The 18,222-nt window shown below is 73.2% G+C and carries 10 protein-coding genes; 7 read left to right on the top strand and 3 right to left on the bottom strand.

What is annotated here, in order from left to right:
* From ALMP_RS03090 to moeZ, 4 genes are all read left to right on the top strand, one after another.
* On the top strand, positions 1–1,115 hold a 1,115-nt coding region (locus ALMP_RS03090), incomplete at its 5' end, for a hypothetical protein (protein ID WP_264924455.1).
* Positions 1,116–1,410: 295 nt separating this feature from the next.
* Entirely contained in the window at positions 1,411–2,373 is a 963-nt protein-coding gene (locus tag ALMP_RS03085; protein ID WP_264924453.1) for an NAD(P)-dependent oxidoreductase, read from the top strand.
* Positions 2,361–3,110, top strand: a complete 750-nt coding sequence (locus ALMP_RS03080) for a spherulation-specific family 4 protein (RefSeq protein ID WP_264924452.1) — start codon at positions 2,361–2,363, stop codon at positions 3,108–3,110. The genes ALMP_RS03085 and ALMP_RS03080 overlap by 13 nt, the downstream gene beginning before the upstream one ends.
* Positions 3,111–3,173: 63 nt before the next feature.
* Positions 3,174–4,352, top strand: a complete 1,179-nt coding sequence (gene moeZ, locus ALMP_RS03075) for an adenylyltransferase/sulfurtransferase MoeZ (protein ID WP_189942738.1) — start codon at positions 3,174–3,176, stop codon at positions 4,350–4,352.
* A gap of 65 nt (positions 4,353–4,417) precedes the next feature.
* Here moeZ and ALMP_RS03070 read toward each other — a convergent pair whose 3' ends face one another.
* The 3 genes from ALMP_RS03070 to ALMP_RS03060 all read right to left on the bottom strand — a co-directional run bounded on the left by ALMP_RS03070 (position 4,418) and on the right by ALMP_RS03060 (position 10,827).
* A complete protein-coding gene (locus ALMP_RS03070; protein WP_264924450.1) occupies positions 4,418–5,980 on the bottom strand; it encodes an alpha/beta hydrolase in 1,563 nt (520 codons plus the stop codon).
* A 137-nt stretch (positions 5,981–6,117) separates the two neighbouring features.
* Complete coding sequence (locus ALMP_RS03065; protein ID WP_264924448.1) at positions 6,118–7,662, bottom strand: alpha/beta hydrolase; 1,545 nt, start codon at positions 7,660–7,662, stop codon at positions 6,118–6,120.
* Between the two features lie 105 nt (positions 7,663–7,767).
* Positions 7,768–10,827: a lysylphosphatidylglycerol synthase domain-containing protein gene (locus tag ALMP_RS03060; RefSeq protein ID WP_264924447.1), complete on the bottom strand. Its 3,060-nt coding sequence runs from the start codon at positions 10,825–10,827 to the stop codon at positions 7,768–7,770.
* 186 nt (positions 10,828–11,013) lie between these two features.
* Here ALMP_RS03060 and ALMP_RS03055 point away from each other — a divergent pair, with 186 nt between their 5' ends.
* The 3 genes from ALMP_RS03055 to ALMP_RS03045 form a co-directional block, all read left to right on the top strand.
* Positions 11,014–11,400: an MGMT family protein gene (locus tag ALMP_RS03055; protein WP_309299422.1), complete on the top strand. Its 387-nt coding sequence runs from the start codon at positions 11,014–11,016 to the stop codon at positions 11,398–11,400.
* Positions 11,401–11,675: 275 nt separating this feature from the next.
* Entirely contained in the window at positions 11,676–15,245 is a 3,570-nt protein-coding gene (locus ALMP_RS03050; protein WP_264924445.1) for an ATP-dependent DNA helicase, read from the top strand.
* Positions 15,246–15,486: 241 nt separating this feature from the next.
* On the top strand, positions 15,487–18,222 hold a 2,736-nt coding region (locus ALMP_RS03045), incomplete at its 3' end, for an ATP-dependent helicase (RefSeq protein WP_264924444.1).

Here is an 18,222-nt window from a genome sequence, read left to right as displayed (position 1 = left end):
GCCCGCCCGCCCCCCGCCGAGGAAGCGCCGACCCGGTCAAGACCTTGATGCACCAGCACCGAGAGCTGTGCGAACGGGCCGTCGACCCGCTGGAGATCGCGGCCGGGCTGGAGGCCCACGGAATCACCGACCGGACCGCCGCCCGCTTCCGGCACCGGGACGTCTTCTCCCTCGCGGAGGAGATGTACGCCCGTGTCCCCCGCCCCGGCGACACCTCCCCGAGCCCCGCGCCCGCCACGGTCCCACGGGCCCGTCCGGTCTGGGCGCTGCTCACCCTGCTCCCCGGCGCGCTGTGCGCCGCGACCCTCGCCGGAGCGCGGTTCACCGACGCCCGGGCACGCTCGCTCGTCATCGCCGCGGGCTTCCTGGCCGTCGCCCTCGCCCTGCGCGCGGCACTGCGCCGTGGCCCGCTGAGCCCGCGCGGCCACACCCGCCCAGGCCGGCACCGCACGGGCGGTCGGGCCTGGACCTGCTGGCTCCTTGGCTACGCCGCCCTCGGTGACGGCCTTCTGCGCGCCGCCGTCGACGGCGGCCCCGACGGCCTGCCCACCGGATCGGCGGGCGGCCCCTGGCCGGTGGCCGCCGCACCCCTGATCACCCTCGCGCTGGCCTGCGCGCCCGCCGCCTGGAGCGCCCACCTCCTGGCCGTCCACGCGGGGCGCCGGCTGAACGCCAGCCGTGGTCTGGAAGAGTTCGCCGCCTCCGTACGGCCCCTGCTGCTCGGCACGTTCGTCCTGTTCCTGGGCGCGCTCGCGGCCCTGACCGCCCTCTGCGCGGCGGCCCTCGACGAGCCCGCCCACGCCGCCCGCACCCTGACGCTGGGCGCCCTCCTCTTCCTCGCCCGCCTCCTCACCGTGCACGGCTTCACCCACGCCTCGGCGGTCATGCTCGGCGCCGCCGGCGCGGCCGAGGCGCTCGCCCTGGCGACGGTCTTCGCGGGCCGGCTGCCCGGCTGCGGCCTTCTGGCCGTCCCCGTGGACATCCTGGTGGCCGCCTGGGGGCCGGCCGGCGTCCCGGCCCTGGCCTGCGGAGCGGCCGCCCTGATCCTGCTGGTCCACGCGACCCGCACACTCACCCGGGCCTCGGCCCACGCGGGGACGGACCCGCCGTGCTGACGGCGGACCGCCCGCCCGCGCACCGGGGGCCCGCCGCCCCCCGACCACCGGGCGCCGCGCCACCCCCACCGTGCACGGACCGCACGACGCACGCGCTCCTCCACCCACCGCACCACCCTCGAAGGAGAGACCAGATGACCACCTCCCGATCCGGGGCGACCGGAGCCACCGGGGCAACCGCGGTCGCAGGAGCCCCCGCGGTCACCGGAGCAGCCGCCGCCGTACCCGCAGCCGTGTCCGCTGCCGTACCCGCCGCCGTCCCGGCAGCCGGAACGCTTACCCGAGGAGTCGCGCGATGAGGGTCCTGCTGATCGGAGCCAACGGTTACCTCGGCCGCTTCGTCGCCGACCGCCTGCTCGCCGACCCGGCCGTCCAGCTCACCGCGCTCGGCCGCGGCGACGACGCCGACGTCCGCTTCGACCTCGCGACCGGCAGCCCCGGCGCCCTCACCCGCTTCCTCGACGCGGTCCATCCCCAGGTCGTCGTCAACTGCGCGGGCGCCACCCGCGGCGGCGCCCGGGAACTGACCCGGCACAACACCGTCGCCGTCGCCACCGTCTGCGAGGCCCTGCGCCGCAGCGGCTGCGGCGCCCGGCTGGTCCAGATCGGCTGCGGCGCCGAGTACGGCCCGAGCCAGCCCGGCTCCTCCACCGCCGAGGACGCAGTCCCCCGCCCCGGCGGCCCGTACGGCGTCAGCAAGCTCGCCGCCACCGAACTGGTCCTCGGCTCCGGCCTGGACGCGGTCGTGCTGCGGGTCTTCTCCCCGACCGGACCGGGCACCCCCGCCGGGTCCCCGCTCGGCCGGCTCGCCGAGGCCATGCGCCGCGCCATGCAGTCCGGCGACGGCGAGCTGAAACTCGGCGGCCTCGGCGCCCAGCGCGACTTCGTCGACGTCCGCGACGTCGCCCGTGCCGTGCACGCCGCCTCGCTCTCCGCCGCGCAGGGCGTCATCAACATCGGCTCGGGCCGCGCCGTCCGCCTGCGCGACGCCGCCGCGGTCCTCGCCCGCGTGGCCGGATACGGCGGCGCCCTCCATGAACTCGACGGCCCGCCCGGCGCCCACCTGCGACCGGCCATCGGCCATCCGCGCGCCGACGCCGACCACGCCGCCCCGGTCGCGTACCCGTACCCGGACGGCTGCGGCAGCTGGCAGCAGGCCGATGTGCGCACCGCACGCGACCGGCTCGGCTGGCGGCCCCGGATCAACCTCGAGGAGTCACTCGCCGACATCTGGATGGAGGCGGCATGCCGTATCTGACCGGCAGACCGGCGGGCACCGCGAGCACCGACCTCCGCACCGGGTTCGGCGTACCCGGCTTCGCGCACCCGCTCCTCGCGCCGCGGGAATGGGCCGAACTCACCCGTCCCGGCAGGCCCCTGCACTGGGTCGTCCTCGACGTCGCCGACGGGCCCGGTGTCCGCCCCGACCCGCACTGCCTGGAGGCCGCCGGCCGGCTCCACAACGCGGGCGTCCGCGTCCTCGGCCGCCTCGACGCCCCCTACGGGGCCCGCCTCTTCGCCGAGCTGGTCTGCGACGCGCGCCGCCACCTCGACTGGTACCAGGTCGACGGCTTCCTCCTGGACCGCTGCCCGACCGAACGCGACGCCCTCCCCGAGGTCCGCAGCACGGTCGCCACGCTCCGTACGCTGGGTGACGCACCCCACATCGTCCTCGGTCACGGCACCCACCCGTACCCCGGCTACCTCGAGTACGCCGACCAGATGGTCACCTTCTCCGGCTCCTGGAGCGACTACCGCTGGTCGCAGGCGGCCGAGTGGACCGCGGCCCATCCGCCCGAGCGGTTCTGCCACTTCGTGCACGGCGTGCCCCGCTGCCACCTGGAGGAGGCCCTGCGCATCGCCCGCTGGCAGGGTGCCGCGACGATCTGGTTCACCGACCGTCACGACCGGGGTGGCCTGGTCGACCCCTGGGAGACGATTCCCGGCTACTGGGACGACATCGTCTCGCGCATCGGAACAGGTGTCTCGGAATGAAGAAGGCCGTGGCAGTGTTACGGGGAGAACAACTGTAGTGATCGACCGACCAACGGAGTCCCCGTGTCGCTGCCACCCCTGGTCGAGCCAGCCTCTGAGCTCACCGTAGACGAGGTCCGCAGGTACTCCCGCCACCTGATCATCCCCGACGTCGGGATGGACGGGCAGAAGCGGCTGAAGAACGCCAAGGTGCTGTGTGTCGGCGCCGGCGGCCTGGGCTCGCCGGCGCTGATGTACCTGGCCGCCGCGGGCGTGGGCACCCTCGGCATCGTGGAGTTCGACGAGGTCGACGAGTCGAACCTGCAGCGCCAGATCATCCACAGCCAGGCCGACATCGGCCGCTCCAAGGCCGAGTCCGCGCGCGACAGCGTCAAGGGCATCAACCCGTACGTGAACGTGATCCTTCACGAGGAGCGGCTCGAGGCCGACAACGTGATGGACATCTTCAGCCAGTACGACCTGATCGTCGACGGCACGGACAACTTCGCGACCCGTTACCTGGTCAACGACGCGTGCGTGCTGCTGAACAAGCCCTACGTGTGGGGCTCGATCTACCGCTTCGACGGCCAGGCCTCCGTCTTCTGGTCCGAGCACGGCCCCTGCTACCGCTGCCTCTACCCGGAGCCCCCGCCCCCCGGCATGGTCCCGTCCTGCGCCGAGGGCGGCGTCCTGGGCGTGCTGTGCGCGTCCATCGGCTCCATCCAGGTCACCGAGGCCATCAAGGTCCTCACCGGCACGGGTGAGCCGCTGGTCGGCCGCCTGATGATCTACGACGCCCTGGAGATGCAGTACCGCCAGGTCAAGGTCCGCAAGGACCCGAACTGCGCGGTCTGCGGCGAGAACCCGACCGTCACCGAGCTCATCGACTACGAGGCCTTCTGCGGCGTCGTCTCCGAGGAGGCCCAGGAGGCGGCCGCCGGCTCGACGATCACTCCCAAGCAGCTCAAGGAGTGGATCGACGACGGCGAGAACATCGAGATCATCGACGTCCGCGAGCCGAACGAGTACGAGATCGTCTCCATCCCGGGCGCCAGGCTGATCCCGAAGAACGAGTTCCTCCTGGGCACCGCCCTCGAAGGCCTGCCGCAGGACAAGAAGATCGTCTTGCATTGCAAGACAGGCGTCCGCAGTGCGGAAGTCCTCGCGGTCCTGAAGTCCGCGGGCTTCGCGGACGCCGTGCACGTCGGCGGCGGAGTGATCGGCTGGGTCAACCAGATCGAGCCGAGCAAGCCGGTCTACTGACCCGCACCCACGGCCCGGACGGCGGGGGCTTCGCACACCACGGGTGGGCGGAGCCCCCGCCGCCGTCATGAGCAGACCGTGCCGTCCTTCGGCACCGTGCCGTTCAGCAGGTAGCCGTCCACCGCCGAGTCGACGCAGTCGCTCCCGCTGCCGTACGCCCCGTGCCCCTCGCCCTTCCAGGTGAGCAGTACGCCGACGCCCTTGCCCAGCTCGTCCGCCATCTTCCGCGCGCCCTCGTAGGGGGTCGCCGGGTCGCCGGTGTTGCCCACCAGCAGGATCGGCGCCGCGCCCGCCGCGCTCACCTCCGGGGTGTCGAACTGCCCGTCCACCGGCCAGTCGTGGCACCAGCCGGCCGTGTCCCAGCCGAGGAAGGTGCCGAACACGGGCGAGATCTTCTCGAACTCGGGCAGCAGCTTCTTCGTCTCCTCCAGCGTCGGCCGCTGCTTGCCGTCCAAGCACGATATGACCCGTTGCGAGTGGGTCGTCGTGCCGTAGTTCCCCTCGGTGTTGCGCTCGTTGTAGGCGTCCGCGAGCGTCAGCAGCTCCGAGCCGTCCCCCTGCTCGGCCGACTCCAGGGCGGCGGTCAGGGTCGACCAGCCCTCCTCGCTGTACAGCGGCAGCACGATGCCGGTGACCGCGAGCGACTGCGTCAGCTTCCGCCCGGACGAGGTCGGCAGTGGATCGCTGTCGATCCGCTTCAGCAGGGCCGCGATCTTCGCGCTGCCCTCCTCGGGGTCCTGCCCGGTCGACTTCAGGTAGTTGTCGAGCGCCAGCTGGAAGCCCCGCGCCTGGTTCTTCGCGTGGCCCACCGAGTCGGCGGTCGGGTCGACGACCGCGTCGAGGATCAGCCGTCCCACGTTCTTCGGGAACAGATGGGCGTACACACCGCCCAGTTCGGTGCCGTAGGAGATACCGAAGTAGTGCAGCTTCGTGTCGCCGAGGACCTGGCGCATCAGGTCCATGTCGCGGGCGGTGTCGGTGGTCGAGACGTGCGCCAGCAGCGGGCCGGCGGCCTTCTCGCAGCCCTTGCCGAAGGCGGTGGCGTCCTGGAGGTAGGCCTGCTCCTCGGCCGGGGTGTCCGGAGTGGAGTCGACGGACTCGGCGGCCTGGATCGCCTTGTCGTCACGGCAGCGGATGCCCTCGCTGGCGCCGACCCCGCGCGGGTCCCAGCTCACCAGGTCGTAGCGCTCGCGCAGCGACGAGGCGGTGGAGCCGTAGGCCGGCATGGTGGACACCCCGGAGCCGCCCGGACCGCCGAAGTTGAACAGCAGCGAGCCGATCCGCTTGCCGCTGCCGCCGCTGGCCTTGGCGCGGACCAGCGCGAGACCGATCGTGTCGCCGTCCGGCTTCGACCAGTCCAGCGGCACCTTCAGCGTCGCGCACTGCCACTCGCTGCTCGGCGCGGGGGAGTCCTCGGTGGCCTTGCAGCGCCCCCAGTCGAGCTTCTGCCCGGTCAGCGAGGCGGGCAGGGCCGCCGTACCGCCCGTGGTGCCGGAGGAGCCGGACGACGGCCGTGCGTCGGTCTTGCTCCCCTTTCCGTCCCCTCCGTCGTCCGACGAGCCGCCGCAGCCCGTCGCCAGGAGCGTGGCGGCGGCGCCCAGCGCCGCCCACCGTACGAGTCGAGCCATGTGCCGTTCCCCCCTCGAGGACCGTCCGCACCGGGCGGCGGACGGCTGTCAGGTCATAGTAGGCGGCGCGGGCGACGACTGCCGAAGCCTGTGGATAACCCTCTGACCTGTGGATTCGCCTCCGATGCGGGAGATGGTCAGGAGCAGACCGTGCCGGCGGCGGGCACCTTGCCGTCCAGCAGATAGCCGTTCACCGCCGTCCGTACGCACTTGTTCTCACGGCTGTACGCGCCATGCCCCTGGCCCTTGAACGTCAGCTCCACCCCCACGCCTGAGCCCAGCGCCCGCACCATGGCACGCGCCCCTTCGTACGGGGTCGCCGGATCGCCGGTGTTGCCCACCACGAGGATCGGCGCGGCTCCGGGCGCGCTCACGTCCGGGTGGTCGGCGGCGCCCGGCACCGCCCAGCCCGCGCAAGCGGCCATCCCCCAGGCCAGGGATTCCCCGAACAGCGCGGAGGCGGCCCGGAACTCGGGGAGCCTGCGCTGGATGTGGGCGACCGAGTAACGCGGTTTCTCGTCCGCGCAGTTGATGGCGACGTTGGCGGCCGTGCGGTTGCTGTACTCGCCGTTCTGGCTGCGGCCGTTCAACGAGTCGGACAGCAGCGTCAGGATCCTGCCGTCCCCGGCGTAGGCCTGCTGGAGCCCCTCGGTGAGGATCGGCCACAACTCCTTCGAGTACAGCGCTTGCAGGATGCCGTTGATCGCGGTGCCCTGGGTCAGCTCACGCGGGTAGATGCCCGGTACCGGCCTGGCGTCGAGATCGTCCAGCAGCGCGGCGATACGGTTCTTCACGTCCTGCGCGGTGGCCCCGACAGCGCAGCCCTCGCTCCTCGCGGCGCAGTCCTCGGCGTAGTTGTCGAGCGCCAGCTGGAAGCCCTTCGCCTGGGCGAGCGCGTTCTGCTCGGGAGTCCGCGTGGGGTCGACGACCGCGTCGAACACGGCCCGGCCGACCTTCTTCGGAAACAGATGGGCGTAGACACCGCCCAGTTCGGTTCCGTACGAGATGCCGAAGTAGTACAGCTTGTCATCGCCGAGGACCTGCCGCATGAGGTCCAGGTCACGAGCCGCGTCGGTGGTGCGCACATGCGGCAGTACCTTCCCCGAGTGCTCCTCGCACGCCTCGTTGAACTCCTTGGTGCTGTCCAGGAGGGCGGTGCGTTCGGCGGCGTCGTCAGGTGTCAGGTCCTGCTGGAAGAAGGCGTCCAGCCGCTGGTCGTCCTGGCATCGCACACCTGCGCTGCGGCCGACCCCGCGCGGGTCGAAGCTCACCAGGTCGTAGCGGGTGCGCAGGGCCTCGTACGTCTCGCCGGAAGCGGGCAGCCTCGTGACGCCGGAGCCGCCGGGCCCGCCGAAGTTGAACAGCAGCGACCCGATCCGCCGGCGCTCGTCGCCGCGGGCCCCCGCCCGGACCAACGCGATGTCGATCGTGTCGCCCCGGGGATCGCCCCAGTCCAACGGCGCCTTCATGGTGGCGCACCGCCACGCGTCGCCGTTCGCCAACGGGGACGGGGCGTTGCCGCCGCCCTGTGCCTGCGACGGTTCCGGACAGTCCTCCCAGCTGAGCTTCTGCTCCGTCAGATCATCGCCCTTCGCGTCACCGCCGCACCCCGCCACCAGAGACGACAGCAGCAGGGCCACGGCGGTCAGCGCGGCGGCGCGCGGACGGGAGGGGTTCGGCATGAACCCATCCTCGGCGCGCGCCCTCCCCCGCGCGCGGGGCACGGGCCGTACGGGGTACGGGCCGCACGGGGCATCCCGTGCGGGGGACGGCCGCCGTGACCGCCCCTACAAGGCGCCCTTGCGGGTCAGGTGGTTGAAGGCCAGCCAGCCGGGCAGTACCGGCAGCCACAGTGTCAGCAGGCGGAACAGCAGCACCGCGGGGGCGGCGACCTCCTTGGGCAGGCCCACGGCAATCAGACCGACCGTCAGGGTCGCCTCCACGGCGCCGACACCGCCCGGCGTCGGCGCGGCGGAGCCGAGCGCGTTCCCGGCGAGGAAGACGACGGCGACACTGGCGATGCTGATCGACGTCGTCTCGTCGCCGAACGCGCGGATCGACGCGTCCAGGCACATCACGAAGCAGGCCGTCAGCAGCAGCATGCCGCCGATGCCGGTGACCAGCTTCTGCGGCCGCTGGAGCACGTCCAGCATGCGCGGCACGACACCCGCGAAGAGCGACCTCACGCGCGTGACGACGAATTTCCGCAGGAACGGCACCGAGGTCACCACGAGCACGAGCACCGCCACCGTCAGCAGACCGGCGATGACCGTCCGGGACGGTGACAGCGACGGCGTCTTCTCGGTGCCGGTGAGATAGCCGAACGACAGCAGCATCAGGATGTGGCAGCCGAGGCCGAACAGCTGCGAGGCGCCGACGCTCGCCACCGCGAGCCCCGGCCGCACACCCGCGCGCTGGAGGAAGCGCGTGTTGAGCGCGACCCCGCCGACCGCCGCCGGCGCCACGATCTTCACGAACGACCCCGCCACCTGCGCCGCCACCGTGCGCAGGAACGGCACCCGTTCCGGCACGAACCCCAGCAGACTCATCGCCGCGGCGAGATAGCTCAGCGCCGAGAACAGCACCGCCGCGGCGACCCAGCCCCACTCGGCGTTGGCGATGAGCGGACCGAACTCGATGTGGGTGAGCTGCGTCAGCAGGAAGTACGCGCCGATCGCGCCGGCGATGAAGCTGATCAGGGTGCGCGGACGCACCCGCTCCAGCCGGGCCGGCTCGACCGGTGCCTGGGGCCGGATCCGCAACACCTCATGCCGGATCTGCGTCAGCAGGTCCTCCTCGCGGGCCCCCTCCAGTGCCTCGTCGATGGCCCGCTTCTCGGCCCGCGCCTCGGCGCGCTCGGCCTTCTTGCCCGCCTTGTCGAGGGCCGGGCGGGTCTCGGGTCCGGCGGCCTCGTGACGGGCCTGCTTGGCCAGCCGCGACGCCTCCAGCACCGCCTCACGCTCGCGCTGCGTCCGCTCCCGGGCCAGTCTGCGCAGCGTCGCGCGCGTGGAGCGACTGAGCGCGATGGGCTGGAGCATCGGCAGACAGTCCGCCACCGCGTCCGGACCGAGGACACTCAGCGCCGCGGCCACCGCGCGCTCGGCACCCACCCGCAGGCCGAGCGTCACGAGCAGCTGGGAGACGTCCATGCGCAGCAGCAGATCGCCGGCCGCGATCTCGCCGCCGCGCAGATCGGTGAGGATCACCGTGCCGGAACGATCCACCAGAATCGCGTCACCCACCAGCCTGCGGTGCGCGATCCGGCGGGACTGCAGGGCGCGCACCTGGTGCCAGGTGTCGCGCAGCAGCTCGTCGGTGATGTCCTCGTCCGCCAGCGAGTCCAGGGTGCGGCCACCGGTGTGCTCGTAGACGAGCATCACCGCGTCGGGGCCGAGCTCGGAGGTGGCGATCAGCTTGGGCGCGTTCGCGCCGGCCGCGATGGCCGCGTAGGCGAGCAGCGCCTCCTGCTCCAGCGCCTGGCGCAGCGACTGGAGGCTGCTGCGGGTGGCGAAGCCGCGCAGGGTCAGATTCCGCCACGCCCGGTAGAAGAACCCCTGGGCCTGCTGCTCGCGGTCGACCACGGTGACGTCGAGCGGCTCTCCGCCGTCCAGGGTGACGAAGTAGCGTCGGCCACGGTCGCCCGCCTCCGTCGCCTCGGAGGACTCCTCGCGGGCCGCGCTGACCGGATGGAAGCCGACCGTCCGCAGGCCGGCCATCAGCGTCCGGCCCGTGGGACGGACGTTCGGCGAGCCGACCGCGTACAGCGTGCCGTACGCCACTGTCCAGCCGATCAGCACCGTCAGGATGATCGAGAACGGCGTGGTGTAGCCGGTGACGAGCATCGAGAACGCGTCGAGGAGCAGCACGATCCACAGCACCGCCCGCCAGCGCGGCCGGCGTGACATGCCCACGGCCGTCATGTACGCGATGACCGGGGCGAGGTAGCCGTGCACGGGGTCGGTGAGGGCGTGGATGTCGCCGGGGGAGGGCTGGGTGAGCGCCTCCTGGATCGAGTCCGGGGCGGCCTTGGCCACCCACAGGTCGGTGGCGAGGGTCACGCCGTGCGCGAGGACCGCGGCGAGCACGCCGTCGGCGATGCGCAGCCCGTCCCGCTTGATCAGCCGCTCGATCGCGAAGGCGACCGGCACCAGCAGGATCGCGATGCTGGACGCCAGGCCGGCGATCTTGATGAGCAGGTCGGGCGCCTGGCCGGTGCCCTTGTTGATGTCCTGCTCCAGGCCCGAGGTCGTCCCGTGCGCGAAGGCGGCGATGCCCAGCAGGACGATCACCGCGAGCACGCCCACGAGCAGCCGCATCAGGTCGGACGGGCGGTGCACGCGCGCGGGGAGCAGCGGTTCGTCGCCCTCCACCTCGTCGATGTGGGTCACGTCGACGAGGTCGCTGTCCTTGTCCGCTTCCGTGAGCACGTCACGCCGCGGGTGCCGCCCGGCCCTCGGGAGGTGGGCTCGGCCGGCCTTGCCCGAGTGGGATCCGTCGGGCTCCTGCTCGGGCGGGGGCGGGTCGGTACGGTCGGGACTGTGGTGGGCTTGCGGGGGGTCGGTACGGTCTGCGCCCGGGTCGGCTTGCGCCGGTTCGGTACGGCCCGTGTCCTGGTGGGTCTCTGCCTGGTCGGAACGGCCCGTGTCCTGGTCGGCTCGCGTCGGGTGGGTCGAGCCCGTGTCCTGGACGGTTTCCGCCTGGTCGGAACGGCCCGTGTCCCGGCTGGTTTCCGCCGGGTCGCTACGGCCCCTGTCCCGGTCGGATTCCGCGCGGCCGGCGGTGTCCGGGCGCGACGCAGCGTCAGAGGTGCCCTCCGCGTCCTCGGGATGCACACCCTGCTGCTTCATCGTCTCTTCTTGGTCTCGTATCACCGGTCACCGCCCGCACGATGGTGGCATGCCCCACCGACACACGGGGGCATCAGGGTGCAAATGCGGGGGCGCACAGTCTGCCGGAAGCCCAGCACGGGGGCGAGGTTCACACAGGGCCGCGGGCCCGTCGCATTGTCGGTGGGGTGGGGCAGGATGGGGCGGATGAGCGAGCAGAGCCTTCCGGACGACGCCCGGCCGGAGTACACGGACGCGCTGCCCGAGTACGCCGAGCGGGTCCTTGAGGTCGCGGAGCTGATTCCGCCCGGGCGGGTCATGACGTACGGGGACGTCGCCGAATGGCTGGAGGAGGGCGGTCCCCGGCAGGTCGGCCGGGTGATGGCGCTCTACGGGGGAGCCGTCCCCTGGTGGCGCGTCGTGCGCGCCGACGGGGTGCTGCTGCCGGGCCACGAGCTGCGGGCTCTCGGCCATTACCGTGCCGAGGGGACGCCCCTGAAGGAGGCGAGCCGGGCCGCCGAGGGCCACCTGCCACGCCTGGACATGAGACGGGCGCGGTGGGACGGCGGCGAACGCGCGGAAGGTCACACCTGACAGCTTCCGCCATCCGACCCGCCCAAGGGGAACTTGTGGCTCGTATGGGGGAAAACGGGCACGTCCGCGGAATGGCGTACGTTCGAAGGGCGTGGGACGTGCGTGGCATGCGGGTCGCGCGGGCCATGAGGGCCCTGAGGGAAGAAGCGGAAGCCGTCTTTCCGGGTTACTCGTCGGCGTAGCGTCGCCCGCACGTGCCCCCCTCATCCCGCGACCACCGCTGCTTCCGAGCGGCGCTCCGCCCACCAGCACACCCACCAGGACCGGCGAACCACGTGAGCACCTCTCCCTCCACCAGGCGCCTGCCGCCCCCTCAGGGACGTCAGGGGAGTCGTGGCGCCTACCGACTGGTGCGTACCCCGCCGCCCCGGGTGGACTCCCCTCGTCTTGACGCCGTTCAGCGCTCCGTGGTTGACCACGCCACCGGACCGCTGCTCGTCCTCGCAGGCCCGGGCACCGGAAAGACCACCACCCTGGTCGAGTCCGTGGCGGCCCGTGTCGCCCGCGGCGCCGACCCCGCGCGCATCCTGGTGCTGACGTTCAGCCGGAAGGCCGCGGTCGAACTGCGCGACCGGATGGCGCTGCGCATGGGCGCCGCCCGCGCTCCCCGGGCGACCACCTTCCACTCCTACTGCTACGCCCTGGTCCGCGCCCACCAGGACAGTGACCTGTTCGTCGAACCGCTACGGCTGCTGTCCGGCCCCGAGCAGGACGTGGCCGTCCGTGAGCTGCTCGGTGGCCAGCTCGATCTGCAACGGCTCGGCCTCGCGCACGTGCGCTGGCCCGACGAACTGCGTGCCTGCCTGACCACGCGCGGCTTCGCCGACGAGGTCCGCGCGGTGCTCGCCCGCAGCCGCGAGCTGGGCCTCGGCCCCGCGGCCCTGGACGCCTTCGCCCGTCGCATCGGCCGCCCGGACTGGCGCGCGGCGGCTTCCTTCCTCGCCGAGTACCTCGACGTCCTCGACCTGCACGGCGTGATCGACTACGCGGAACTCGTCCACCGCGCGGTCCTCCTCGCCCGTCGCTCCGAGGTCGCCGAACGGCTCGCCGCGCAGTACGACGCCGTCTATGTCGACGAGTACCAGGACACCGACCCCGCCCAGGTGCGGCTGCTGCACGCCCTGGCCGGCGGCGGCCGCACCCTGGTCGCCTTCGGCGACCCCGACCAGTCGATCTACGCCTTCCGGGGCGCCGACGTGAACGGCATCCTGGACTTCCCGCGCGCCTTCCCGCGCCCCGACGGCCGTCCCGCCCCCGTGCAGGTCCTGCGCGCCTCCCGCCGCTCCGGCACGGCTCTGCTGGCCGCCACCCGCCTGCTCACCCAGCGGATGCCGCTGACCCGCCTTCCCGCCGAGAAGGTCCGCGCCCACCGCGACCTCGCCCCCGCGCGCGAGGGGGGCCGCGTGGAGGTGTACACGTATCCGACGCCCGGCACCGAGCTGGACAACATCGCCGACATCCTCCGCCGGGCGCACCTGGAGGACGGCGTCCCCTGGCGCGAGATGGCCGTCCTGGTGCGCGCCGGCTCCCGCACCATCCCGACGGTCCGCCGCGCCCTCACGGCCGCCGGCGTCCCCCTCGACATCGACGGCGACGACCTGCCCCTGCGCCACGAACCGGCGGTGGCACCGCTGCTGACGGCCCTGCGGGCGGTGGCGACGGCGGAGGCGGGGGAGCGGCCGGAGGAGCGGGCAGCAGCACAGGCGGCTTCGGCCGGGGCGGCGCCCGCCGAAGGGGCTTCCGGCGAGGAGGCTTCGGCCGAAGGGGATTCCGGTGAGGTGGCCTCCGACGACGTGGCATTCCCCGAGGTGGCTTCCGCCGAAGGAGTTTCCGGCGAGGAGGCTTCTGCGGACGCGGCTTCCCGGGACGCAGCTTCCCCGGACGTGGCTTCCGCCGAGGTGGCGTCTGCCGAGGTGGCCTACGCCGAGGTCGCGTCTGCCGAGGTGGCGTCTGCCGATGCGGCCGAGCCCTGCTGGCTCGACACCGAGACCGCCCTCACCCTCCTCGCCTCCCCCCTCGCCGGCATGGACGCCGCCGACCTGCGCCGCCTCGGCCGCGCCCTGCGCGAGGAGGAACGGGCCGCGGGCAACCCCCTGCCACCCCCCTCCGACGAACTGCTCGCCCGGGCCCTGGCCGAACCGGAGCGCCTCGTCACGCACGACCCGACGTACGCGCGCGGTGCCCAGCGGCTCGGCGCGCTGCTCAGAAAGGCCCGCGAGCGCCTCGCCGGCGGCGGTACGGCCGAGGAGGCGCTGTGGGACCTCTGGGACGGCACGCCCTGGCCAACGCGCCTGGAGCGGGCCGCCCGGCGTGGCGGCGCGGCCGGCCGCAACGCCGACCGCGACCTGGACGCCGTCTGCGCGCTGTTCGCCACCGCCGCGCGCGCGGAGGAGCGCACCGGCGGTCGCGGCGCCTTGAACTTCCTGGCGGAGATCGAGGCCGAGGACATCGCCGCCGACACCCTCACACGGCGCGCGGTGCGCCCCGACGCCGTACGCCTGATGACCGCCCACCGCGCCAAGGGCCTGGAATGGAGCCTGGTCGTCGTGGCCGGCGTCCAGGAAGGACTGTGGCCGGACCTGCGGCGCCGCGGTTCCCTGCTGGAGGCCGACCGCATCGGCCGCGACGGACTCGCCGAGCCGCTCACCCCCGGCGCCCTGCTCGCCGAGGAACGCCGCCTGTTCTACGTGGCCGCCACACGCGCGCGTGACCGCCTCGTCGTCACCGCCGTCAAGGCACCCGCCGACGACGGTGACCAGCCCTCCCGCTTCCTCACCGAGCTCGGCGTCGACCCCAAGGACGTCACCGGCCGCCCGCGCCGCCCCCTGTCGGTCGCCGCGCTCGTCGCGGAACTGCGCGCCACGACGGTCGACCCGCGCGCCTCCGCAGGCCTCCGGGAGGCCGCCGCCCGCCGTCTCGCCCGCCTGGCCGCGCTGTGCGACGACGACGGCCGCCCTCTGGTGCCGTCGGCACATCCCTACCGCTGGTGGGGCATGTTCGAGCCGACCGAGAGCAAGGTGCCGCTGCGCGACCGGGACCAGCCCGTAGTGCTCTCCGGCAGCGCCCTCCACCAGCTCGCCAACACCTGCGCCCTGCAGTGGTTCCTGGGCCGCGAGGTGAAGGCCGACGCCCCCGCCACCGCCGCCCAGGGCTTCGGCAACGTCGTCCACGTCCTCGCCGACGAGGTCGCCTCCGGACACACCCCGGCCGACCTCGCCGTCCTCATGGAACGCCTCGACTCCGTGTGGAACGCGCTCGCCTTCGACGCGCCCTGGAAGTCGGCGCAGGAGAAGGAACACGCGCGCGTGGCGCTCGAACGCTTCCTGAAGTGGCATGTCATGGACCGCACGGGCCGCACGCCCGTGGTGAGCGAGCAGGACTTCGACGTCACCCTCGAGGCGGGCGACTACGAGGTGCGCATCCGCGGTCAGATGGACCGCGTCGAGGCGGACGGCGAGGGCCGCGCCTACGTCGTCGACTTCAAGACCGGCAAGCAGCCCGTCAGCGCGGCGGAAGTGGCCCGCCATCCCCAGCTCGCCGTCTACCAGCTCGCCGTCCGCGAGGGAGCCGTGGACGAGGCCTTCGACGGCGTACGCCCCGAGCCCGGCGGCGCCGAACTCGTCCAACTACGGCAGGGCGCCGCCAAGCGGGACGGCGGCGACAGCTTGCCCAGGGTGCAGGCACAGGAGCCGCTCGAAGGCGAGTGGGTCGGCGAACTTCTCGCCACCGCCGCCGGCAAGGTCCTCGACGAGCGCTTCACACCCACCGCCGGCCAGCACTGCACGCACTGCGCGTTCCGGGCGTCGTGCAGCGCCCGCCCGGAGGGACGCCACGTCGTCGAGTGACCGGCGTGCGAGGGCCACGGCGTCCAGTACCGGCGTGCGGCGCCGGAGTGACCGGCGTCGAGGGCCACGGCGCCGGAATGACCGGCGTGCGAAAACCACGTCGTCCAGTACCGGCGTGCGGAGGCCACCTCGTCGTCTACCGGCGTGACCCATCACACCACCCGCGCTGACCTGCGCTTCTTCCCGCACCGAGCGCTGACGCGGCCTCCGCTGTCAGTGCCCGCCACTAGCCTCTGACGACATGCCCGCCCGTATCACCGATCCCGAGCAGCTCAAGGAGCTCCTCGGCATCCCCTTCACCCCGGAGCAGACGGCCTGCATCACCGCGCCGCCCGCACCGCAGGTGATCGTGGCCGGAGCCGGGTCGGGCAAGACAACGGTGATGGCCGCGCGCGTGGTGTGGCTCGTCGGCACCGGCCAGGTCGCCCCCGAACAGGTCCTCGGCCTGACCTTCACCAACAAGGCCGCGGGAGAGCTCGCCGAACGCGTCCGCAAGGCCCTGGTCAAGGCCGGCGTCACCGACCCGGACGTCATCGACCCCGACAACCCGCCGGGCGAGCCGGTGATCTCCACCTACCACGCCTTCGCCGGCCGCCTCCTGACCGACCACGGCCTGCGCATCGGCCTGGAGCCCACATCCCGACTGCTCGCCGACGCCACCCGCTACCAGCTCGCCGCGCGTGTGCTGCGCGAGGCGCCGGGCCCCTACCCGGCTCTCACCCGCTCCTTCGCCGACCTCGTCAGCGACCTCCTCGCCCTCGACGCCGAACTCGCCGAGCACCTCGTACCCCCCGAGGACCTGCGCGCGTGGGACGCCCGGCTGGCGCACACCCTGGAGGGCGCCAAACTCACCAACGCCGACCTGCGCAAGGTGCCCGAGACGGCCGCGGCCCGGCGGGAACTCGCCGAACTGGTGCTGCGCTACCGCGCCGCCAAACGCGACCGCGATCTCCTCGACTTCGGCGACCAGATCGCCCTCGCCGCACGGCTCGCACAGGTCCCCGAAGTCGGCCGGATCCTGCGCGACGAGTTCCGCGTCGTCCTCCTGGACGAGTACCAGGACACATCCGTCGCCCAGCGCATACTCCTCGCCGGCCTGTTCGGCGACGGCAGTGGCCACCCCGTGACCGCCGTGGGCGACCCCTGCCAGGCCATCTACGGCTGGCGCGGCGCCTCCGTCGCCAACCTCGACGACTTCCCCGAGCACTTCGCGCACGCCGACGGCCGCCCCGCCACCCGGCAGGCGCTCAGCGAGAACCGCCGCAGCGGCGGCCGTCTCCTGGACCTCGCCAACGACCTGGCCCAGCCCCTGCGCGCGATGCACGCGGGCGTGGAGGCCCTGCGCCCGGCCCCGGGCGCCGAACGCGACGGGATGGTCCGCTGCGCCCTTCTGCGCACCCACGCCGAGGAGATCGACTGGATCGCCGACTCCGTCGCCCACCTCGTCGACACCGGCAAGGCACCCGGCGAGATCGCCGTGCTGTGCCGTACCGCCACCGACTTCGCGGAGATCCAGGGCGCCCTGGTCGCCCGGGACGTCCCCGTCGAGGTCGTGGGCCTCTCCGGGCTGCTGCACCTGCCGGAGGTCGCGGACCTCGTCGCCGTCTGCGAGGTCCTCCAGGACCCCGGGGCCAACGCCGCCCTGGTCCGGCTGCTCACCGGCCCCCGCTGGCGCATCGGCCCCCGCGACCTCGCCCTCCTCGGGCGGCGGGCGCGGCTGCTCGTGTCCCACGCACGCGGGGACGACACCGACGACCCCGACCGGCGCCTGGCCGAAGCCGTCGAAGGCGTCGACCCGTCCGAGGTGATATCGCTCGCGGACGCCCTCGACACCTTCCTCGAAACCCCGCTGGACGGCACCGGGGACGACGACGGGCTGCCCTTCTCGCCGGACGCGCGCGTACGCTTCGCACGCCTCGCCGCCGAACTGCGCGACCTGCGCCGCTCCCTGGCCGACCCGCTGATGGACGTCCTGCACCGCGTCCTCGCCGTCACCGGCCTCGAAGTCGAACTGTCAGCGTCCCCGCACGCCCTGGCCGCCCGCCGCCGCGAGACCCTGTCGAACTTCCTCGACATCGCCGCCTCCTTCGCCGCCGGCGACAACGAGGCGAGCCTGCTCGCCTTCCTCGGCTTCCTGCGCACCGCCGCCCAGTACGAGAAAGGCCTCGACAACGCCCTGCCCGGCGGCGAGAACACCGTCAAGGTGCTCACCGCGCACAAGTCCAAGGGCCTGGAATGGGACGTCGTCGCCGTCCCCGGCCTGGTCACCGGCACCTTCCCCAGCGGCCAGGGCCGCGAGAAGTGGACCGCCCAGGCCAAGGTGCTGCCGCACGAGCTGCGCGGCGACGCCGACACCCTCCCCGACATCGCGACCTGGGACGCGCGCGGCATGAAGGCCTTCCACGAGGCCATGAAGGACCACCAGCACACCGAGGAACTCCGCCTCGGTTATGTCACCTTCACCCGCCCCCGCTCCCTCCTCCTCGGCTCCGGCCACTGGTGGGGCCCCACCCAGAAGAAACCCCGCGGCCCGTCCGCCTTCCTCCACGCCCTCCACGACCACTGCGCGGCGGGCCACGGCGAGATCGAGGCCTGGGCGGACGAACCCGCGGAGGACGAGGAGAACCCGGCGCTGCACACCGCGACCGCCGACCAGGTCTGGCCGCTGCCCCTGGACGACGCCGCCCTGGCCCGCCGCCGCGCCGCCGCCGAGACCGTCCTCGCCCACCTGGACCACCTCACCGCACACGACGACGGCCTCCCCGCCGCCCCGCCCACCCCCGAGAGCTACGACGACCCCGACTGGCCCGCCCCGCCGACCGACGACGAGCCGCCCTTCGACGAGCCCCCGTACGACGATTCCTTCTACGGCTCGCCGTACGACGAACCGCCCTCCGACGAGCCGTACGACGAACCGCCCTCCGACGAGCCGTACGACGAGCCTCCGTACGAGGAGCCCTCGTACGACGGGCCCCCC

It is taken from the genome of Streptomyces sp. A012304, from assembly GCF_026008495.1.
Lineage (GTDB): Bacteria > Actinomycetota > Actinomycetes > Streptomycetales > Streptomycetaceae > Streptomyces.
This window is presented reverse-complemented; position numbering and strand designations above follow the sequence as displayed.